We start from the raw sequence: 22,202 nt of genomic DNA, 5'->3' as shown, positions 1-22,202 counted from the left end.
ATTCAGTCGAATGAAAGGGTCCTATGATTCAAATGATCATAGTTCTTTTGATCTAAATTGCTGTTTTTCAAAAACACGGCTAACATACTTGCAGCAGGCTGTCCGCCATGCATTCGGGACTTTTGAAAAGCGCTGGCTCTTTCTTGACACGATTTCTCATCATGTTACGATAACTAACGTGTGAAAAACGCGAACAAAAAGCGAACAAGGGAGAGGATCAATATCATTGATCAAAAGAAAGTTGCTTTCATTGGAGCAGGTTCTATGGCGGAAGGAATGATTGCAGGGATTGTGCGATCAGGACAGATGCCGCTAGGCCAAATCTACGCAACAAACAGACAAAATCAACATCGATTGAATGAACTAACGAAACAATACGGAATTCAAACAGCCACAATGGATTCATTTCCTTTTGAAGAAATGGATATGTTGATCCTGGCCATGAAGCCAAAGGATGCTGAAGCAGCACTGGAATCATTAAAATCTCGTATTCAGCCAGATCAGCTTATCATGTCTGTCCTTGCAGGTGTTAAGCTATCGTATATTGAAGACATGCTGCACGAAGGCCAGCCTGTTATAAGGGTCATGCCAAATACCTCAAGTACGATCGGGGCATCAGCGACTGCTTTATCTGCTGGACGTTATGTGAAAAACGATCATATGAGCATAAGCCAGGCTCTTTTATCTGAAATGGGCGAAGTCTATACCATTCAGGAAGAGCAAATGGATATCTTCACTGGAATTGCTGGAAGCGGGCCCGCCTACTTTTATTTCTTAATGGAAAGAATCGAAGAAGCAGGAGAAGAGGCAGGTTTATCAAAGGAATTGTCTCGCCAAATTGGCGCGCAGACACTCCTCGGTGCGGCAAAAATGCTCCAAGAAACAGAGGAAAATCCTTCAGTCCTAAGAGAGAAAATTACGTCACCAAATGGAACAACTGCTGCTGGACTGAATGCATTAGATGATTTTGGCGGAGGAGAAGCGATCAAGCAGGCTGTCAAACATGCTGCCAATCGATCAAAAGAGATAAGCAATCAGCAAAAACAAAAAGTATCTATATAAATAGAATTCAGATGCAGGAGTGATAAGGTGTACGCAGATAAAGAGAGAAAACGAATTGTTGTGAAAATCGGAAGCAGCTCTCTTACTAGCTTTCAAGGTGAGATTAGTTTGAAAAAACTAGAAAACCTCGTCAATCAAATTGTGAAACTGAAAGATGAGGGACACGAAGTCATTTTGGTTTCATCTGGTGCGGTTGCAGCTGGTTACCGAAAACTAGGATTTATCGATAGACCGAAAACACTGCCGGAAAAGCAGGCATCTGCCTCAATTGGGCAAGGGCTTCTAATGGAATCATATTCTACTTTATTTTTATCACACGGTTATATTGCCTCACAGCTCTTAATCACAAGAAGTGATTTTTCTGATGAAACGCGCTATCAAAATGTGCGCAACACAATGAATGTGTTATTAGATCGAGGCATCATCCCCATTATTAACGAAAATGATACAGTGACGATCAATCGGTTGAAGTTTGGAGACAACGATACATTGTCTGCAAAAGTAGCTGGCTTAATTGATGCGGATTTCCTTGCCATTTTATCTGATATTGATGGTTTGTATGAAGATAATCCTCATACAAATCCAAATGCGAAGAGAATTCTTGAAGTCACTGACATTACAGAAGACATCGAAGCAGCTGCTGGAGACGCAGGCAGCAGCGTAGGTACAGGCGGAATGAAATCAAAGCTCGATGCTTTTAAAATATCAATGGCCGCAGGTATCAATGGCTTTTTAGGAAAAGCAGATACGCCTCACATTTTAGACAAAGCGATCAATGGGACAGAGGACGGGACTTATTTTACCGCTGACGAAAATGTAGCGCCGCTGAACTATAAGAAGCAGTGGATTGCCTTTCATTCTGGGCCAAAAGGTGAGATCGTGGTTCAAGAGAAAACTCAGGAATTTCTCATGCACCGAGAGGGAAGTCTTGATTCTGATGGGATTGTCAGTGTGAAAGGTTCATTTAAAAAAGGCGATGTCGTCCGTATTTTAGATCAAGATGGAAGAGAAATAGGGCTTGGTATTGTGAATTATGCGTCAGATGAACTCGCACGTAAGAGTGACTTGTTACAAGATGAAATCGTTCATGTCGTCGATCTTGAAGCATTTGTTTGTCATTTAGATTTATCGATTCCAGTTTGTTAACCAAAAGGGAGGAATTCCATGACACTGACAGCTGAAGTTGTCACATCGGTCAAAGAAAAAGCGAAAAAAGCAAAGTACGTTTCAAAAAAACTAAGTTTACTTCAGACAGAGGAAAAAAATGACGCGCTGCTTAAAATGGCAGAAGCGTTAGAGCAAAAAAGCCGCTTCATTTTACAGGAGAATCAAAAAGATTTAAATGCTGGGAAAGAAAAGGGCTTCTCGGAGGCACTCTTAGATCGGTTAATGTTAAATGAAGAAAGAATTCATGAGTTTGCTGAAAGTTTGCGGCTTGTGACGAGATTAACAGATCCTGTTGGAGAAATATTGGATGAATGGACTCTTGATAACGGCTTACATGTGAAAAGCCGAAGAGTACCGCTCGGCGTGATCGGGATGATCTATGAAGCGAGACCGAACGTCACTGTCGATGCAGCAGGCCTTGCCTTAAAGGCAGGCAACTCAGTGATTTTAAAAGGCGGTTCCTCCGCTATTTCTTCCAACAAAGCCATTGTCAGTGTGATTCATGAAGCATTGGATCAAACAACAATTCCTCGTGATGCGGTGCAATTGATTGAACAAACAGACCGTTCATCGGTTCAGGCGATGTTTCAACTTAAAGAATGGATCGATGTGTTAATTCCGCGAGGCGGCGCTTCTTTAATTAAAACAGTGGTGGAGGAATCCACTATTCCAGTGCTTGAAACAGGGACAGGAAACTGTCATGTCTTTATTGATCAAACCGCGAATGTGAAAAAAGCCATTGAGATTGTGATCAATGCGAAAACGAATCGTCCGGCTGTATGTAATGCACTTGAGACGCTGATTATTCATCGCGATTGGCTGAAAGAGAATGCAGCCTCATTAAATGAAGCTTTGCAGGAGCACCGTGTCACTGTACATGGAGATCAGGCAGCAGAGTCTTACTTTTCAGATGCGGTTCCTGCTGGGGAAGTAGATTGGACAGATGAGTATTTAAGTCTTGATCTTGCAGTGAAGGTAGTCGATTCAATCGAGGAAGCGATCAGCCATATCGATCAGTATGGCACAAAGCATTCAGAAGCCATCGTGACAGAAGATGAAAAACATGCACTCACGTTTCTAAACGAAGTCGATGCGGCGGCTGTTTATCATAACGCATCGACTCGCTTTACAGACGGCGGCGCACTTGGCTATGGAGCTGAAATCGGCATCTCTACTCAAAAACTCCACGCAAGAGGGCCAATGGGACTTCCTGCACTCACGACAACTAAGCTGCTTCTATGTGGCGACGGTCAGATTAGAAGATAGAGAAGATTCAAGAAACACTACCTTTTTATGAGGTAGTGTTTTTAACTTTATAATGCATGTTATCATCCTTATGAACCGTTTTTCTTCATCACCTTCTCAAATTTAAAAAATTCAAATTCCTCAGGTGCTAGAGTCTCATTGCCCTGATCTGCTTCACGAGGTGCGTTTGGGTCTGGATGGTGTAAGTGATAAAATTCAACAATTTGAAAGCCGCACTTGTTGACATAGAAATGAATGTTGCGTTTTTCAAAATATGGGGTCACAACCTCCCATACAATTGTTTCTGGATATTGCGCCTCGATGGCTTTCCATGCTGCTTGACCAATACCGCGGCCGTGAGAGGATGATGAGATGTATAGCAAATCAACCGAGTTGTGATGTGTCTCTTGGTTGATTTTGATAACAACGCCGCCTGCCTTTTCACCATTTAGCATAATATGATAAACAATGTGGTCATTGGAATGAAAAGACTCATCAATCACTTCATCTGGAGGAATCGGACCATCCTCTGCATCTCCAAATGCGTCGATCACGCCAGCTGTAAAAGCTTTCTGAAGCTCTTTTTTCATAGAAGGGAAATCTTCTTTATTTGCATGTGCTAATGTCACTTCATGTTGAGTTATTTTGTTCATTTTCTTATCCTTTCCCTGCGTAATGGTGTTTCTGCATGTTATGATAAAGGATGGAGTAACTCCATAGTCAAGAAAGGAGCCATCATCATGATCAATGATGTGCAAAAAACGTTTTTCACTGGAGAGTTTGCCAAGCTATTTGATGTAAAAAAGGATACGCTTCTGTATTATGATAAAATCGATTTATTTAAGCCGGCTGGTGTTCATGAAAATGGCTACCGTTACTATACACTTGAGCAATTTGATCATTTTATTGCGATTCAATCCTTGCGGGCTGTTCAATTTCCGATCAAAGAGTTAAAACAATATTTCACAGAACCTTCTCGCGAGAGACTGCAAAGCCTAGCGGCCGACCAAGTAGAAAAGGTCAAACAAGAGATTGAAAAGCTGCAAGATATCCAAGCTTTTCTTATGCGGGTGATCGAGACAACGCATGAATTATCAACTGTGAAAATAGGGGAGGTCCTGTTTCAAGAGCTGCCAGAAGAACCAGTCATACTAAGTGCTTCAAACCCGATCGACTTAAATACACCTGTAGAAGAAATATCACGTATTGTAGGGGAATTTTTAAAGGAAGTTGGCATAAAAGGGGCTGCGGCAAATGGTTCTGTCTTAAAAAAGGAACAGTTTCGTAAGCGCCGCTATCATCAGTCAGATCAGCTGTTCTGCCGAATGGATGGACCGGGGGCAGTGAAAAAACCTGGCGGGATCTATGCGGTGATATATGATCAAGGAACATATGATGAGATTGAGTCTGCTTATTCGCATTTATTAGATGAAATCGAGAAAGAGGGCATGTTGCTGGATGGAGATGTATTTGAGGAGTATTTACTTCATTCGCTCATGTCTAAAGATGAAGCAGAGTATATAACGAAGCTCAGTGTAAAAGTGAAGAAGCGAGCAGATAACAATTGAAAAGAGGGTAGACAGCATGTGACATGCGTGTTTACCCTTTTTTTGATGTTAACCAACTTGATTTTCGGCAAATTGACTCATATATAAATCTGCATAGAAGCCTTTTTGTTTTAAAAGTTCGCTGTGCGATCCTTTTTCAATGATGCTTCCATCCTTCATGACTAAAATGAGGTCTGCATCCTTAATTGTTGAAAGTCTGTGTGCAATCACGAAGCTCGTTCTGCCTTTCATCAATTCATTCATTGCTTTTTGAATATGCATCTCTGTCCGAGTATCCACACTGCTTGTTGCTTCATCTAATATCAAGATCTTTGGATCAGATAAAATGGCACGGGCAATGGTTAACAGCTGGCGCTGACCTTGTGACAGGTTGCCGGCATCTTCTGTTAACAGTGTGTCATATCCATCTGGAAGTGTACGGATGAAATCATCCGCATAGGCATGTTTGGCGGCTTTGATGACATCCTCTTTGGAAACGTGCTGCCTGCCGTAGGCAATGTTGTCGTAAATCGTTCCTTCAAAGAGCCACGTATCCTGAAGAACCATCGCAAATAATTCTCGTACTTGCTGACGGCTGAGATCAGTTGTTTTGACATCGCCAATGCGTATGGAGCCTTGATCTAATTCGTAAAAACGCATTAAAAGATTGATGATGGTTGTTTTTCCTGCGCCTGTTGGTCCGACAATGGCAACCGTTTGTCCTTCTTGCACATCTAAATTCAAATCTTTAATAATCGGATGATCTTTTTCATATCCGAATTGAACTTGTTCAAAGCTCACATCACCTGAGAGTGATGCAAGATCAATTGCCTCATCTTCTTCGGTACTTTCTTCTTCCTCATCAAGAATTTCAAAGACCCTTTCAGCAGAAGCGATCGCTGATTGAACTAAGTTTGCGACGCTTGATGCTTGCACAAGCGGCTGAGACATTTGCTGTGTGTATTGGATAAACGCCTGCACATCCCCGACACGAATATTCCCGTTAATGACAAGAATCCCGCCGGCTACACTGACTGCCACATAGCCAAGGTTCCCGATAAAGGTCATCATTGGCATCATTAAACCAGAAATGAACTGCGCTTTCCTTGAGGATTCATATAGCTTTTCGTTTAATTGATCAAATGTATCGATCGCTTTCTTTTCGTAGCCATACGCACGGACTGTCTGATGACCTGTGAACATCTCATTAATATGTCCATTGATCGTCCCAAGCTCTTTTTGTTGCGCTTTAAAATGCTTTTGTGAAAATGACGTAATGCCGCGAATCGCAAACAGGCTGAGTGGCAGCGTCAAACAAACAAGCAGCGTAAGCAGCGGACTGATGAAGAGCATCATCACGACAATTCCAATGACTGTAATAACAGATGTAATCACTTGGGTGAGCGCCTGCTGAAGCGATGTATTAATATTATCGATATCATTCATCACACGGCTTAGTGTGTCCCCGTGGGTTGTTTTATCAAAATAACGAAGGGGGAGACGTGTGAGCTTGTCATTTGCTTCCTGGCGTAATTCAGCAATGGTCTGTTGAGAGACACCGGCCATGACATATTGCTGAACGAATGAAAAGAGAGAAGCAACGACGTACAGGACGACAAGCAGCAAAAGTATTCGTGAAATGACATCAAATTGAACAGCTGTTCCATTCGTAAAGCTGTCAAATAGGGAAGAGGTGGCATCCCCAAGCAGCTTTGGACTAATGACATTAAAGACAGTTGAACCAATTGCTGCAATAAAGACGATGATCAGCTGAAATTTTCTTGGTTTTAAATAGCCTGTCAACCGAAGCAGTGTTTTCTTAAATTCCTTCGGTTTTGCGGCTGGCCCTTTAGGGTGGGCGCCTTTATGGCCCATGCCGGAAGACATTTTCTTACTCATCCTCGCTCACCTCCTGACCTTCCTGTGATGCGACAATTTCTTGGTACACAAGATTATCCTTTATTAATTGTTCGTGTGTTCCGATACCTGCGATTTTCCCTTCATCAAGTACAATGATTTTATCACTATGCTTCACTGTGCTGATTCGTTGAGCGACAATGATGAGGGCTGCATGTGCTTTTTCTGCTTCTAATGATGCCCGCAGCTTTGCATCTGTTTTGTAATCAAGTGCTGAAAAGCTATCGTCAAACAAATAGAATGATGGTTTTCGCACTAGCGCCCTTGCAATGGAAAGCCGCTGCTTTTGGCCGCCCGATAGATTTGAACCACCCTGATCAATTTCTGCATCAATTCCGCCATCTTTTTGCAAAACAAATTCCTCGGCCTGCGCAGTTCGCAGCGCCTGCCAGACGTCTTCATCGCTTGCATCCTGATTGCCAAAGCGCACATTCTCGGCAATGGTTCCGCTGAATAAAACAGCTTTTTGCGAGACATAGCCCATCTGGTTTCTCAGTTTCTCCTGTGGCAGCTCTCTAATGTCTACACCATCTAGTGTAATCCGGCCTTCTGTCACTTCATAAAAGCGCGTCATCAGCTGGAGAAGGGTAGTTTTCCCAGAACCCGTACTTCCGATAATGGCTGTTGTTTCGCCAGTTTTGGCTTCAAACGTGATGTTTTGAACGGCCGGTTTCTCTGCATTTGAGTAATAAAATGACACATCCTCAAAGCGAATGGATTGCGCGGGCTCGTGAAGCTCAGTCATAGACACTTCTTTGTCTTTAATCTTTGGTTCCATGTTTAACACTTCATTCATACGTTTAGCTGATGCTTGTGCTCTTGGAACCATAATAAAGCTCATCGACAGCATAATCAGTGCCATTAAAATCATCATCGCATATTGAATGAAGGCAATGAGATTCCCAACTTCCATTTCTCCGGCATCAATTCGGTTTGCCCCGAGCCAGACAATACCGATATTCGTGAAGTTCATGATGATCAGCATAAATGGAAACAAGTAAGCCATTAATCGGTTGACTCTAAGGCCAGTATCCTTATAGGAGGTGTTAGCTTCTTGGAATCGCTCCTTTTCATCATCCACACGGTTAAATGCACGAATGACCCGGATGCCTGAAAGAGATTCTCGCATAATTAAATTCAGCCGGTCTGTTTTTTTCTGAAGCTGGCCAAATAGCGGAATGGCTTTTCTTGACACCAAATAAATAAATCCGCCAAGAAGGGGGAGGGCTGCTAAAAAGATAAGAGACAGGACAGCATCCCTGGAAACAGCCAAAATGATTCCTCCCACAAGCATAAGCGGAGCCCGCGTCATCATTTGTAAAATCATGATCGTCACATCTTGGACTTGTTTCACATCATTTGTTGATCTTGTAATAAAGGAAGACGTGCCGATCTTTTGAAATTCCTCTAATGAAAATTGTTCGACATGTACAAACAGCTGTCTTCTCATATCACGGCCGAAGCCTAGTGCTGTCTTTGATGACAAGTAAGACTTCCAAATGGTGAGCAAAATGGCGAGTAAAGAACAAGCCACCATCCAGCCGCCAACCTTCCATATGTAAGCAATATCTCCCTGGACGATTCCGACATCAACGATATCTGCTGTTAACGTCGGTAAATACAGCTGGAGCATACTGCTTAAAAAGGTGAGAATAACAATGGACACAACGGACAGCCGATACGGCTTTAAAAATGATAAAATTGATTTCATACAAATACCTTTCTTCCATATAGTCTTTTGTTCTGTAACCCATCATATACAAAGAGGGATTATTTCTACAAATGAAATGTCTTGTTTTAGTGAATTATTTATATTGTTCAATTTTAGAAAAGAAATCCTTCACAAACACATAAAAATCATGGGCAGAAGGAGACATTTCTCGCGTTTTAGATGCAATAATGCCAACCGTTCTTCTCACTTGAGGAAAATCGATCGGAATTTTCACTGTAAATCGCGGTGTTGTTTCATAAAAGGCACTTTCGGGTAATAAGGTAACGCCCATACCTGCCGATACGAGACCTTTTATGGCATCCAAATCTTCTCCTTCAGATGAAATGGTAGGCTCATAGCCTGCCTGCTTGCAAGCATCAACCGCAATTTGTCTCAGCACATACCCTTCAGGAAATAACACGAAATGATCCTTTCTTAAATCACTTAAATGAATGCTCCTTTGTCCGCTAAAGGGGTGGCTAACCGGTAAAAGGGCATAAATGCTTTCAGAAAACAAAATATTTCCTTCTATTTGAGAATCGTTTGTCGGTACAGGTCCTAAGAAGGCAAGATCGATATCACGATTTTTAACGGCTTCAATGAGAAACTTATAGGATCCTTGACGAAGTAAAAAATCGACCTCTGGATATTCCTGCTTAAAAGCGGAGATGACAGAAGGGAGCACTTGGCTTGCTAGACTTGTAGGAAAGCCAATATTCACCGTCCCTTTGTGCGGATCTAAGTATTCATCAATTTGCTCTTTTGCGTAATCAATGGCTTTGAGTGCAGTTCTGACATGATCTAAAAATTGTCTGCCGATCTTCGTTAATTTGATATTTCGTCCTTCTCGTTCGAATAAGGCCACTCCAAGTTCTTCTTCTAAATTCGCAATCTGCCGGCTGATGGCAGATTGGGCAACATGTAAGTTTTCAGCCGCTTCTGACACGTGTTCACGGTCTGCGACTTCTACAAAATAACGTAATTGACGAAGCTCCATTTTTGCACTTCACACCCATCTATCTCAAAAAGAGATTGTTTTGATCTAAATTATATATTGTTTATATCAATTTGAAAACTTAAAATAAGTTACAGAGTTTGTGAGATTTTATTACTGTGAAAAACGGATCTTTTAAACGGGGGAGAGAAACGATGACTTATAATCAACTACCACAACCACAAGGTCTCTACCGTCCTGAATTTGAACATGATGCATGTGGAATCGGACTGTACGCCCATTTAAAAGGGGAGGCGACACATAGCATCGTCAAAAAGGGATTACAAATGCTGTGCCAGCTTGATCACCGCGGCGGGCAAGGCAGTGATCCGTATACAGGTGATGGTGCCGGTTTAATGGTACAGCTGCCAGACGCTTTCTTTAGAAAGAACTGCAAAGAATTTGCACTTCCAGAAAAGGGCCGTTACGGGGTAGGAATGGTCTTCTTTTCAAAAGATGATGACGAAAAAACGCGTCAAGCCATCGAACAGAAAATCAACGGGTTTATTAAACAAGAAGGTCAAACATTAATCGGCTGGAGAACGGTTCCTGTCGATGCCGGGAAAATTGGTACTGTCGCAGCGAAGAGCTGTCCGGTTGTGAGGCAGGTCTTTATCGGAGCAAACGACAACATCACAGATCGTTTGTCATTTGAAAGAAAATTATATGTCATCCGTAAACAGGCTGAGAACTGGGGAACAAAAGAGGAAAAACAATTTTACTTTGTCAGCCTGTCGAGTCAAACCATCGTATATAAGGGGCTTTTAACATCAGATCAAGTCGATGCTTTTTATCTTGATCTACAGGATGAAACATTTGTTTCTGCATTTTCACTTGTTCATTCAAGATTTAGTACAAATACATTTCCTACATGGGAAAGAGCCCATCCAAACCGTTACTTAATACACAACGGAGAAATCAACACATTAAGAGGAAACATCAATTGGATGAGAGCAAGAGAACAACAATTCGTATCTGAAGCCTTCGGAGACGATTTAGACAAGATTTTGCCAGTGCTGAATGCAGACGGAAGTGATTCATCCATTTTAGACAATGCCTTTGAATTCTTTGTGCTTGCAGGCCGTACACCTGCTCATACAGCGATGATGCTGATTCCTGAGCCTTGGACGGAAAACACGCACATGTCGAAAGAGAAACGGGCATTTTATGAATACCATAGTTCTCTCATGGAGCCATGGGATGGACCAACAGCGATTTCCTTTACGGACGGTAAACAAATCGGGGCCATCTTAGACCGAAACGGATTAAGACCGGCTAGATACTATGTCACGAATGATGATCATATCATTTTCTCTTCTGAGGTCGGCGTGATTGACACAAATGAAGAAGATGTGAAGTATAAAGATCGTCTTGAGCCTGGCAAAATGCTGCTCATTGATTTAGAAGAAGGACGAATTATTTCTGACGAAGAAGTGAAATCGACCATTGCGAATGAACTTCCTTATCAAAAATGGCTCGATGAAGAAATGGTCCACGTCAATCGCTCGGAAGAAAATTCAGAAAATTCTAGTATAATGGATGATTTGTTGACGCGTCAGCGTGCGTTCCATTATACGTACGAAGACATTCAAAAGTATTTAATTCCTTTACTAGAGGAAGGCAAGGACCCAATTGGTTCAATGGGAAGTGACACACCGCTTGCTGTCTTATCAGATCGTGCGCAGTCTCTGTTTTCTTATTTTAAGCAGTTGTTCGCACAAGTCACGAACCCGCCGATTGATGCCATTCGTGAGCAGCTGGTGACATCAACCATGACTTGGTTAGGTGCCGAAGGCGATATTTTACATCCGAATGAATATTCATGCCGAAGAATTAAACTTTATACTCCGGTCTTAACGAGCGGCCAATTTAACGGCTTGAAAACGATTGTTCATAATGCCTTTAAAAGCAAAACAATTCATACACTTTTCACCGATGATTTAAAGCGCGGACTGGATGCGATGTTTGAAGAGGCGGAAAAAGCGATTAGAGAAGGTGTCTCTTTATTAATCCTTTCAGATCGTGAAATGACAGAACAAAAAGTACCGATTCCACCAATTCTTGCGCTAAGTGCACTTCATCAGCACCTTGTGCGTCAAGGTCTGCGGACAAAGGTCAGTCTGATCGTTGAATCTGGAGAGGTGAGAGAGGTTCATCATTTTGCCGCACTGATTGGCTATGGGGCAGATGCGATCCATCCTTACCTTGTCTATGAAACGTACAAACAGCTGATTGCCGACGAAGCGATTTCGATCAGCTTTGATGAAGCTGTTACAAAGTTTGGTAAAAGCGTGACAGAAGGTGTCGTCAAAGTCATGTCCAAAGTGGGGATTTCCACTGTGCAAAGCTATAGAGGCGCACAAATCTTTGAAGCAGTCGGGATTAGTGAAGACGTCATTCAAGAGTATTTCACAGGAACAGCTTCTCAGCTTGGCGGGATTGATCTTGACACCATTGCTCATGAGGCAAAACTTCGTCATGAAGCAGGGTACCAAGCAGCAACTGACCAGACACTTGAATCAGGAAGTGAATTCCAGTGGAGAAAAAATGGAGAGCACCATGCATTTAATCCAAAAACGATCCATACGCTCCAGTGGGCATGCCGAAATGAAGATTATGACCTATTTAAACAATATACAAAGGCAGCGGATGAAGAAAGAATCGGCTTCCTCAGAAATTTGTTTGCATTTCAGCCAAAACAAAAGCCGGTTCGTCTGGAAGAGGTTGAATCTGCTGAATCCATCGTGCGCCGCTTTAAGACAGGTGCCATGTCATTTGGATCTTTAAGTAAAGAAGCGCATGAGGCACTTGCAATTGCGATGAACCGAATTGGCGGTAAAAGTAACAGCGGAGAAGGCGGAGAAGATCCTGCCCGCTTTACAGTAGATGAACACGGTGATGATCGCAGAAGCGCCATTAAACAAATCGCTTCTGGCCGATTTGGTGTGAAAAGTCATTACTTAGTCAATGCAGATGAATTGCAAATTAAAATGGCGCAAGGGGCAAAGCCGGGAGAAGGCGGACAGCTTCCAGGAAATAAAGTGTATCCTTGGGTGGCCGATGTACGTGGTTCTACGCCAGGTGTCGGATTAATTTCACCACCGCCGCATCATGATATTTATTCAATCGAGGATTTGGCACAGCTGATTCATGATTTGAAAAACGCAAACCGTGATGCACGCATCAGTGTCAAGCTTGTATCTAAAGCAGGCGTTGGCACAATCGCAGCAGGTGTAGCAAAAGGAACTGCAGACGTCATTGTCATTAGCGGCTATGACGGCGGTACAGGAGCTTCACCGAAAACGAGTATTAAACACACAGGACTTCCTTGGGAGCTTGGATTGGCAGAGGCGCATCAAACCCTTGTGCTAAACGGTCTTCGCGAGAGAGTTGTTCTTGAAACGGACGGAAAGTTAATGACTGGCCGCGACGTTGTCATGGCTGCGATTTTAGGAGCAGAAGAGTATGGCTTTGCGACAGCTCCACTTGTCGTGCTGGGCTGCGTAATGATGAGAGCATGTCATTTAGATACTTGCCCGGTCGGTGTTGCCACACAAAATCCAGAGCTTCGCAAAAAATTCATGGGTAACCCTGATCACATTGTGAATTTCATGATGTTTATTGCAGAGGAAGTAAGAGAAATCTTAGCAGAACTCGGCTTTACATCAATGGATGAATTAATTGGTCGCACGGACGTCTTAGCGGTCAGTGAACGAGCAAAAGCTCACTGGAAAGCAGGGCAGCTAAACCTTGAAACACTGCTTTATCAGCCAGAAGGAGCGCGGACATTCAGAACACCGCAAAATCATAAAATTGATGAATCGCTGGATATGAATGAAATCCTTCCTTATGTACAAGAAGCGCTGAATCATCAAACACCAGTTGATCTATCATTGAACATTCGCAATATCAACCGTGTGGCCGGAACCATCACTGGCAGTGAAGTGTCTAAGCGCTACGGGGAAGAGGGCTTGCCAGAGGATACGATCACACTAAGATTCACTGGTTCAGCTGGACAAAGCTTTGGCGCATTTGTGCCAAAGGGTATGTCTCTCTATTTAACAGGTGATTCAAATGACTATATCGGCAAAGGACTCTCAGGAGGCAAAATTGCTGTTAAAACGTCTGATCATTTTGTACAAAATGGACATGAAAACGTCATTGTAGGAAACGTCGCATTTTACGGTGCAACTAGCGGAAAAGCTTATATTAACGGACGTGCTGGTGAACGATTTGCTGTTCGTAATTCAGGTGTACATGTGGTTGTTGAAGGAATCGGAGATCACGGCTGTGAATACATGACTGGCGGACGTGTCGTCATTTTAGGAGACGTTGGGAAAAACTTTGGTGCAGGTATGTCTGGTGGTGTGGCTTACATCCATACATCGGATGCCAAACAGTTCAAAAGAATGTGCAACATGGAAATGATCATGTTTGAAAAGCTCACAGATCATGAAGAAGAACAAGAAGTGAAGCAAATGATCAAGGAACACCTTGATTATACAAACAGCTCAAAAGCAGCAGCACTTCTTGAAAACTGGGAGCAAGAAAAGGATCAATTTATCAAAGTCATTCCGAGAAATTACAAAATGATGCTTCAAAGCATTGAAGAACAAAAACAAGCGGGCCTCAGTCATGAAGAAGCGGTGATGTTTGCCTTTGAAGCAAATACAAAACCGAAAAATCAAGAAACGGCAAACGGGCAAAAAGCAGCCCTCGCTCATTAAGAAAGGGGAGAGGACAATGGGCAAAGCAACAGGTTTTATGGAATATAAAAGAGAAAAGCCAAATGAACGTGACCCTCTCACTCGTCAAAATGACTGGAAAGAATATTCAGCTCCTTATACAGATGACGTATTGAAGAAACAGGGCGCTAGATGTATGGATTGCGGAACACCGTTTTGTCAAATTGGTATGGAGATCAGGGGCGGCGTGTCTGGCTGCCCGATCTACAATTTAATTCCAGAGTGGAATGACCTGGTCTATCGCGGAAGATGGAAAGAAGCGCTCGAAAGACTGCAAAAAACAAATAATTTCCCTGAGTTTACTGGGAGAGTATGTCCTGCGCCTTGTGAAGGTTCATGTACAGTCGCTATTAATGATCCAGCTGTTTCGATTAAAAATATCGAACGCACGATCATTGATAAAGGTTTTGAAAATGGATGGATCACGCCAAGAATCCCTTCAAGCCGTACAGGGAAGAAAATTGCCATTGTCGGCTCAGGACCAGCAGGACTTGCAAGTGCTGATCAATTAAACCAAGCAGGACACGCTGTTACAGTGTTCGAGCGTTCTGACCGCCTTGGCGGACTGCTGACTTACGGGATTCCAAATATGAAGCTCGACAAAGAAGTGGTCGAGCGAAGAGTCAAACTGCTAAGACAAGAAGGCATTGACTTTGTGACAAACACAGAAATCGGCGTGGATATCACTGCCGACGAACTGAAAGAGCAGTTTGATGCGGTTATCCTTTGTACAGGTGCACAAAAGCAGCGTGACCTGTTAATTGAAGGCAGGGAAGCAAAAGGGATTCACCTTGCAATGGATTATTTAACACTCGCAACGAAAAGCATGCTTGATTCAGGATTCAAAGACAAAAACTTCATTGATGCAAAAGGAAAAGACGTGATTGTGATTGGCGGAGGAGATACAGGCGCTGACTGCGTCGCAACTGCACTTCGCCAAAAAGCAAAAAGTGTTGTTCAATTCGGGAAGCATCCAAAGCTTCCAGATACACGTGTAGGGGATAACATGTGGCCAGAACAGCCTTATGTCTTCTCACTGGATTATGCTTATGAAGAAGCACAAGCAAAATTCGGAGAAGATCCGCGTCAATATTCAATTCAAACCACAAAAATTGTGGCAGATAAAAATGGGAAATTAAAAGAGCTTCATACCATTCAAATGGAAAAGGTGAAAAACGAACAAGGGAAGTTTGAATTTCATGAGATTCCAGGGACAGAGAAGGTATGGCCTGCTCAGCTCGTCTTTATTGCAATTGGTTTTGAGGGAACTGAACAGCCGCTTGTGAAACACTTTGGCGTGGACAGCAAAAACAATCGCATTGACGCAAAGTATGGGGAATATACAACAAATGTAGAAGGCGTATTTGCAGCGGGAGATGCAAGACGCGGGCAAAGCTTGATTGTCTGGGCAATTAATGAAGGCAGACAAGTGGCGCACGAGGTAGACCGTTATTTAATGGGGAGTTCGGTTCTGCCAAAATAGGTCAAACAAAGGGTGTTACAATATAAAGAAAAGCCATGACCGAAGTGTGGTCATGGCTTTTTATGTATTGGAGATAGAGATGAAGAATGATGCATTGATGGAAATGACGAACACGTTTAGATCCTTCCTTTCATGTATATGCTGTTATAAATGCAGTAAGAAAGGAAGGAACTTTTGTGCCGTTCGTTAATATTTTGACTGAACTCTTCATTGGATTTTTTGCTTTATTTTTAATTACAAAATTATTAGGAAAAACACAATTTGCACAAATCACACCGTTTGATTTCATTTCTGCACTTATTTTAGGCGAAATGGTCGGAAACGCCATTTTTGACCCAGAGGTCAAGATTCAGCACATTTTATTTGCTGTTGCGGTATGGGGCGTTCTCATTTATACAGTTGAATGGCTTTCACAGCGCTTTAAGTCCATTCGTGCGTTTTTAGAAGGAAGACCTACGCTTGTGATTGATAAGGGGAAGATTCACTACAACCGGTTGAAGAAGAATATGCTTGATATCAATCAGCTGCAGACACTGGTTCGCGCAAAAGGCCATTTTGCCCTGAATGAAATTGAATATGCCATTTTGGAAACTGACGGATCTGTCAGTGTTCTTCCGAAAATGAAATACGCACCAGCCACAGCAGAAGATGTGAATGTGAAGGGAAAAGAAGTCAAATTGCCTAGAACGTTTATTATTGACGGCGAAATTTTAAAAGATGATTTACAAGAAGCTGGCTTTGATGAATCCTGGCTGAGAGATCAATTAAAAAAGCAGCACATTTCTTCCTATCGAGACGTTCTGTTTTGTGAATGGATTGAAAATGAAGGAATTTATGCGATGCAATATGAAAAATCTAAAAAAACATCCACAACATAAAAACGTGGGTGTTTTTTTGCGTGTGTATGGAATAGGATCAAAAAGAATGTTTGATGAAAACGTTCACAAAATGAGGAGGAGATATGTGATGAAATGTAGAAACGTATGGATTGTCATGGTCTTGTCTTTATTTCTTTTTGACCCAGCTTCACTTCAAGCAGCAGAAGCAGGGCATAACCGCGTCCTTGTCGTTGATCAAAAGGGAAGCGGGGCATACCGCACCGTTCAGTCTGCCATTGATGCGATTCCAACAAACAATCAACAGCGGGCAACGATCTATATTAAAAATGGCGTATATAGAGAAAAAATTTTGCTTCCGCAAAATAAACCACACGTATCTTTTATCGGTGAAAACCAGCACAAAACGATCCTTACGTATGATGACACAAATGCAAGCACTGGGAGTACAACAAATAGCTCAAGTACAATGATCCGTGCAAACGACTTTTACGCAGAAAATATTACCTTCCAAAATACAGCTGGCAGACATGCTGGTCAGGCGGTGGCGCTGTATGTGTCTGGAGACCGCGCTGTGTTCAAACAAATACGTGTGTTAGGCTATCAAGATACACTTTATGCAACAGGCACAGGGCGGCAATATTATGAAAATTGCTATATCGAGGGCACGGTCGATTTTATTTTTGGATCAGCCACCGCTGTGTTTAAAAGAGCTGAAATAAAAAGCCTTGGAAATGGGTATATTACTGCAGCATCCACAACAGAAGCACAAAGATACGGTTACGTATTCATAGATTCTACGTTGAAAAAGGGAACGGCAGCTGCGCAATCGGTTTATTTAGGACGTCCGTGGAGACCTTATTCGGCTGTGACATTCCTCCATACAAAAATGGATGACCATATAAAAGCAGTGGGATGGCATAACTGGGATAACCGTGACAACGAAAGAACGGCCAGCTATAAAGAATTTGGATCGACAGGAGCAGGGAGCAGTCCAGCAAACCGCGTAAAATGGTCAACTATTTTAACCAATAACGAAGCAAGTCAGATCACGGTTCAAGCAGTTCTTGGCGGAGCCGATGGTTGGAATCCAGAAAACAGGTAAAGGGCTTGTCAGTTTTCGTCAAAGAAAGCTGACTTTTCTGTTTAAAAAACCTTTGAGAACAAACGTTCTTTTGTGTATAATGAACATATTCTTCTAAAATTGGCTGCAACAAAAAGGAGGGATTGCGTGAAGCGCTTTTCACAGCTCATGTTTTTACAAATATGTATCCTGTCGATTTTATTTCTTCCTTTTTCAGCGAAAGATGAACAGCTCACAGCTCGTGACGATTCACTGGCTTGGATGACCGCTTTAGACGAACTCATACGAACAGCACCTGATTTAGAGGGCGCGATCTCTGGCATCAGCGTCCGCGATACTTCTGACAACTCTCTTCTTTATGAACATCAAGCCGATATTCGTCTTACTCCTGCTTCTAATATGAAACTGCTCACATCAGCCATCGCACTTGATATACTTGGAGAAACACACACATTCCCTACAGACATCTGGATGGATGGTTCCATTCAAAAGAAAACGTTACATGGCAGCCTTTATCTTCGCGGCACCGGCGATCCGACTTTATTAGAGAAGGATTTTGCAGCACTTGCCAAACAAGTCAAAAAAGCCGGAATACATAGCATTCGCGGACAGCTTGCAGCAGATGACACTTGGTTTGATGACACGAGATACTCCATTGATCTGCCTTGGAGTGATGAGGATCAATATTACGGGGCACAAATTTCTGCTCTCACGGCTTCACCGAATCAAGATTATGATGCAGGGACCGTGATTCTCGAAGTACAACCAGGAAAAAAAGCAGGACAGAAAGCCGAGTATGAGATGATCCCGAAGACGGATGTCGCTCAAGTCATCAATCAAGTGAAAACAGTTCCAGAAGGCGGAAAAAAGAAAATCTCTTTTAAGCGCTCTCACGGAACCAACAAGATTACGTTGACTGGGACCATTCCGGTTAAAGCAAGCTCATCTAAACAATGGGTCGCTTTATGGGATCCGGCCGCCTATGCTTTAGACTTAATGAAACGAGCGTTAAAGGCGGAAGGCATTCAAGTAAAGGGGCCACTGAAAGCAAAACAAGTTCCTAAAAAAGCCAAAAAAATCGCCTCCCATACATCGATGCCATTATCAGAGCTGCTCGTTCCTATGATGAAATTAAGCAACAATACACATGCAGAAATTTTGCTAAAGGAACTAGGCAAAAAAGTGAAGAACAAAGGGAGCTTTGAAGCTGGGCTGGACGTCATGAATGAACGGCTTCCTGCGTTTGGCATCGATCCTTCGCTTGCAGTTTTGCGTGACGGCTCGGGGATATCACCTATTAACCTTGTCTCTGCTAACCAGTTCACTTTATTTTTGACAAACATTCAAAAGGAAAAATGGTTTAAAACCTATGAACATGCGCTCCCTTTAGCAGGGGCGAGTGAACGAATGGTGGGGGGCACGTTAAGGAACAGATTGAAAGAACCAGCTACACTAGAAAAAGTACGTGCAAAAACAGGGTCGTTAACAACGGTCAGCACACTATCTGGATATATTGACACGCAGGGCGGAAAAACGCTCGCTTTTTCCATCTTGTTAAATCACCTTGTTGATGACGAAAAAGGGAAAGAGATAGAAGACCGTATTGTCAGCATATTAGCTGAGAACCTTTAGATTTAGAGAGAGAAGGAGAACCATCATGACGTTAGATAACAATCAATCTTTAGTAAAAACCATGTCCATTTTTCTCATCCCGCTTTTGCTAAGCAATATTTTGCAATCGATCGGACAGTTAGTGTCCATTGTTCTTGTCGGAAGATGGATTGGAGAGGATGCAGTAGCTGCCATTTCTGCATTCTTTCCGCTTTTCTTTTTGCTCGTTTCTTTTTCCATTGGAATTGGATCGGGAAGCTCGATCCTTATTGGACAGGCGTATGGAGCAAAAAATGAACAGAAATTAAAAGAAATCATTGGCACAACGCTTTCATTCACTTTTTTGATTGGCGTATCTTTAGCGATCATTGGAGGTTTTTTCGCAACAGACATCTTAAACCTCATGGGAACACCTGCTAATATCGTGGAGGAAAGTGCGGCTTACGCCAGAATTTTATTCATCTCAATGCCGATCTTATTTCTTTATTTTGTTTATACAACATTCTTGCGGGGAACAGGGGATTCGAAAACACCTTTTTATTTCTTAATGATTAGTACCTTAACAAATATTTTGATGCTGCCCATTTTATTATTTGGCTGGCTGGGACTGCCGGCGTTCGGCTTATATGGCGCTGCGTATGCTTCAGTGATTTCAACAATTGTGACGTTTATCATTCTACATATCTACTTATATAAGACAAAACATCCGCTTCGTATTGATGCATCGGTGAGAAAGCATTTATTGATGAAAGGGGATCTATTAAAAACGTTATTAAAGCTCAGTATCCCATCAAGCATTAATATGATCCTTATTTCTTTATCAGAAATTGCCGTTATTTCTTTCGTCAACGATTATGGATCACAGGCGACAGCTGCCTATGGTGTTGTCAATCAAGTCGTGAGTTATGTGCAGATGCCGGCAGTGAGTCTTGGCATTGCAGTCTCAATCTTTGCAGCACAATTCATTGGTGCAGGGAATATGAATCGACTGAAAGATGTCATTAAAATTGGGTTAGGACTTAACTTCGCCATAGGCGGATGTATCATTATTTTCGTTTATATTTTTGCACCGCAGATTTTATCTATCTTTTTAACAGATCCTAAGACGATTGACATTGCCTATAGTTTGGTTGTCATTACACTTTGGAGCTATCTCATTTTTGGAACGGCCCAAATTGTTGCAGCCACAATGAGAGCAAGCGGGACAGTTCTTTGGCCGACGATCTTTAGTATTTGTTCCATTTGGCTTGTAGAAGTACCAGTCGCTTATGTTCTATCCCATTATACATCCCTTGGCATTAAGGGAATATGGATTGGCTACCCTGCTGCGTTCTTTGTGAACTTACTCCTCCAATACAGCTACTATCAGCTCGTATGGAAGAAAAAACAAATTGTAGCGCTTGTTCAATCATAATGTGAAGGCGTAAAGCAGCATATACATACGAAGATCTATCACTTTTAAGGAGGTCAGATCTTCTATGTTTTTAAATCAAAGAAGTGAACTAAGCTCGTACAATATCGGTGACTTTTCTTATGCCGGACCAGATTTCCAAGTGCTGACATGGGGAGAAGGAACGACATTACATATTGGGAAGTTTTGTTCCATCGCAAACGAAGTGAAAATTTTTCTAGGCGGGGAACACCGTACAGATTGGATCACTACGTATCCATTTAATCAAATTTTCAAAGAAGCTGCCCACATTAAAGGACATCCCAAATCGAAGGGAGATGTTCATATTGGACATGACGTATGGATTGGATATGGTGCGACGATTATGTCAGGAGTATGTATAGGAAACGGGGCCGTGATCGGAGCAAATAGTGTGATCACAAAAGATGTGCCGCCATATGCAATTGCTGCCGGAAATCCTCAGAAGCTCATGAAATATCGATTTTCATCCGAAATAATCGAAAAACTGCAGTTATTAGAATGGTGGAATTTAGAGTTTTCAATCATCCAATCTGTTTTTCACCTTTTGCAATCTGATTATATTGAACAGTGTATCAATGTAATAGAAGACATAAAAAAGAAAGGCTGAAAAAGCCTTTCTTTTTTCGTTTAGCTAAGCCGAATGATGGTCAAGGTAGCACCTGCAGCACCGCCTCCTCCAACTAAAATAGCTGTGACAACTGCCCCAAAAAACTGCAGTGAAATGGTGCTTCCAGCTGTTAAACTAACAATAATAGTGTTGTTGATAAATGAAGTTGAGATAACAGGTGATTGAACAGAACCAGAAATAGTAGTTGCTCCATTTAAAAGCAAACGTGTACTAATCAAAAGAGCTGTAGTGGTGTTGACTTGATACGTAATATAATATTTACCAGTTTGCAGAACGGTAAAAACAGTACTTGTGCCGTTTGCCGTAAAACCAGTAATGTTTTGAAAGTTTGGCAGAGGAATATTCGTTCCACCTGCTACAGTAACAATGGTAGGTCCAGAACTATTAGCAGCATAAAGTGCAGTATCTGTAAAACCACCTGTTCCAGTTGCCCCAGTGACACCAGTAACACCTGTCACGCCAGTAGGACCAGTTGCACCTGTAATGCCTGTGGCGCCGGTAGGTCCAGTGGCTCCGGTGATACCTGTGGCACCGGTAGGCCCAGTAGCCCCAGTAATACCCGTGGCACCAGTAACTCCAGTAACTCCAGTAATACCCGTGGCACCGGTAGGACCGGTAGCTCCAGTGATACCCGTAGCGCCGGTAGAGCCAGTATCTCCAGTGACACCTGTAGCGCCAGTAGGACCAGTAGCTCCAGTGCTACCCGTAGCGCCGGTAGGACCCGTTGGTCCAGTAATACC

General features: G+C 42.5%; 17 protein-coding genes. 12 read left to right on the top strand and 5 right to left on the bottom strand.

Features of this window, described 5'->3' with window-relative positions; all coding sequences use genetic code 11:
• Positions 1-216 precede the first annotated feature (216 nt).
• Genes proC through AMR95_RS06605 form a run of 3 tightly spaced genes read left to right on the top strand, consistent with a single transcriptional unit; the run spans position 217 to position 3,495 of the window.
• Positions 217-1,062 carry a pyrroline-5-carboxylate reductase gene (gene proC, locus AMR95_RS06615; RefSeq protein WP_269435001.1) on the top strand — a complete coding sequence of 282 codons (846 nt, stop codon included), beginning with the start codon at positions 217-219 and terminating at the stop codon, positions 1,060-1,062.
• A gap of 27 nt (positions 1,063-1,089) precedes the next feature.
• Positions 1,090-2,208, top strand: coding sequence for a glutamate 5-kinase (proB, locus tag AMR95_RS06610; protein ID WP_039179204.1), 1,119 nt, complete (start codon positions 1,090-1,092; stop codon positions 2,206-2,208).
• A gap of 18 nt (positions 2,209-2,226) precedes the next feature.
• Positions 2,227-3,495 (top strand): glutamate-5-semialdehyde dehydrogenase, encoded by a 1,269-nt coding sequence (locus AMR95_RS06605; protein ID WP_058837897.1) that lies wholly within the window; start codon positions 2,227-2,229, stop codon positions 3,493-3,495.
• A 68-nt stretch (positions 3,496-3,563) separates the two neighbouring features.
• Here the strand turns inward: AMR95_RS06605 and AMR95_RS06600 are convergent, their stop codons facing one another.
• The gene (locus tag AMR95_RS06600; RefSeq protein WP_058837896.1) at positions 3,564-4,127 is read right to left on the bottom strand and encodes a GNAT family N-acetyltransferase; all 564 of its coding nucleotides are present in this window, start codon (positions 4,125-4,127) and stop codon (positions 3,564-3,566) included.
• An 87-nt stretch (positions 4,128-4,214) separates the two neighbouring features.
• Here AMR95_RS06600 and AMR95_RS06595 point away from each other — a divergent pair, with 87 nt between their 5' ends.
• A complete protein-coding gene (locus AMR95_RS06595) occupies positions 4,215-5,042 on the top strand; it encodes a MerR family transcriptional regulator (RefSeq protein ID WP_039179196.1) in 828 nt (275 codons plus the stop codon).
• A gap of 48 nt (positions 5,043-5,090) precedes the next feature.
• Here the strand turns inward: AMR95_RS06595 and AMR95_RS06590 are convergent, their stop codons facing one another.
• From AMR95_RS06590 to AMR95_RS06580, 3 genes are all read right to left on the bottom strand, one after another.
• The gene (locus tag AMR95_RS06590; RefSeq protein WP_058837895.1) at positions 5,091-6,920 is read right to left on the bottom strand and encodes an ABC transporter ATP-binding protein; all 1,830 of its coding nucleotides are present in this window, start codon (positions 6,918-6,920) and stop codon (positions 5,091-5,093) included.
• The gene (locus AMR95_RS06585; protein ID WP_058837894.1) at positions 6,913-8,649 is read right to left on the bottom strand and encodes an ABC transporter ATP-binding protein; all 1,737 of its coding nucleotides are present in this window, start codon (positions 8,647-8,649) and stop codon (positions 6,913-6,915) included. The genes AMR95_RS06590 and AMR95_RS06585 overlap by 8 nt, the downstream gene beginning before the upstream one ends.
• A 94-nt stretch (positions 8,650-8,743) precedes the next feature.
• Positions 8,744-9,646: a LysR family transcriptional regulator gene (locus AMR95_RS06580; protein WP_034280677.1), complete on the bottom strand. Its 903-nt coding sequence runs from the start codon at positions 9,644-9,646 to the stop codon at positions 8,744-8,746.
• 152 nt (positions 9,647-9,798) lie between these two features.
• Between AMR95_RS06580 and gltB the strand changes: the two genes are divergently transcribed.
• The 7 genes from gltB (at position 9,799) to AMR95_RS06545 (ending at position 21,441) form a co-directional block, all read left to right on the top strand.
• Complete coding sequence (gene gltB, locus AMR95_RS06575) at positions 9,799-14,370, top strand: glutamate synthase large subunit (RefSeq protein WP_039179185.1); 4,572 nt, start codon at positions 9,799-9,801, stop codon at positions 14,368-14,370.
• Between the two features lie 16 nt (positions 14,371-14,386).
• On the top strand, positions 14,387-15,871 hold the full coding sequence (gltD, locus tag AMR95_RS06570) for a glutamate synthase small subunit (protein ID WP_039179183.1): 1,485 nt from the start codon (positions 14,387-14,389) through the stop codon (positions 15,869-15,871).
• A gap of 176 nt (positions 15,872-16,047) precedes the next feature.
• Positions 16,048-16,749, top strand: a complete 702-nt coding sequence (locus tag AMR95_RS06565) for a DUF421 domain-containing protein (RefSeq protein WP_058837893.1) — start codon at positions 16,048-16,050, stop codon at positions 16,747-16,749.
• 88 nt (positions 16,750-16,837) lie between these two features.
• A complete protein-coding gene (locus AMR95_RS06560; protein WP_058837892.1) occupies positions 16,838-17,812 on the top strand; it encodes a pectinesterase family protein in 975 nt (324 codons plus the stop codon).
• 126 nt (positions 17,813-17,938) lie between these two features.
• Entirely contained in the window at positions 17,939-19,423 is a 1,485-nt protein-coding gene (gene dacB / locus AMR95_RS06555; RefSeq protein ID WP_058837891.1) for a D-alanyl-D-alanine carboxypeptidase/D-alanyl-D-alanine endopeptidase, read from the top strand.
• A gap of 25 nt (positions 19,424-19,448) precedes the next feature.
• Positions 19,449-20,816 carry an MATE family efflux transporter gene (locus AMR95_RS06550; protein WP_058837890.1) on the top strand — a complete coding sequence of 456 codons (1,368 nt, stop codon included), beginning with the start codon at positions 19,449-19,451 and terminating at the stop codon, positions 20,814-20,816.
• Between the two features lie 64 nt (positions 20,817-20,880).
• The gene (locus tag AMR95_RS06545) at positions 20,881-21,441 is read left to right on the top strand and encodes a CatB-related O-acetyltransferase (RefSeq protein ID WP_058837889.1); all 561 of its coding nucleotides are present in this window, start codon (positions 20,881-20,883) and stop codon (positions 21,439-21,441) included.
• Positions 21,442-21,461: 20 nt separating this feature from the next.
• Here AMR95_RS06545 and AMR95_RS19370 read toward each other — a convergent pair whose 3' ends face one another.
• Positions 21,462-21,920: a BclA C-terminal domain-containing protein gene (locus AMR95_RS19370; protein ID WP_231746872.1), complete on the bottom strand. Its 459-nt coding sequence runs from the start codon at positions 21,918-21,920 to the stop codon at positions 21,462-21,464.
• Here AMR95_RS19370 and AMR95_RS19365 point away from each other — a divergent pair.
• Positions 21,898-22,202 (top strand): hypothetical protein (locus tag AMR95_RS19365; protein WP_231746871.1); only part of this gene is annotated, 305 nt, incomplete at its 3' end. The genes AMR95_RS19370 and AMR95_RS19365 overlap by 23 nt on opposite strands.

This window comes from Bacillus sp. G1(2015b), from assembly GCF_001482475.1.
Classification (GTDB): Bacteria; Bacillota; Bacilli; order Bacillales; family Bacillaceae; genus Bacillus; species Bacillus safensis.
The sequence above is the reverse complement of the archived record's forward strand: the minus strand, read 5'-3'. Positions and strand labels throughout refer to the sequence as shown.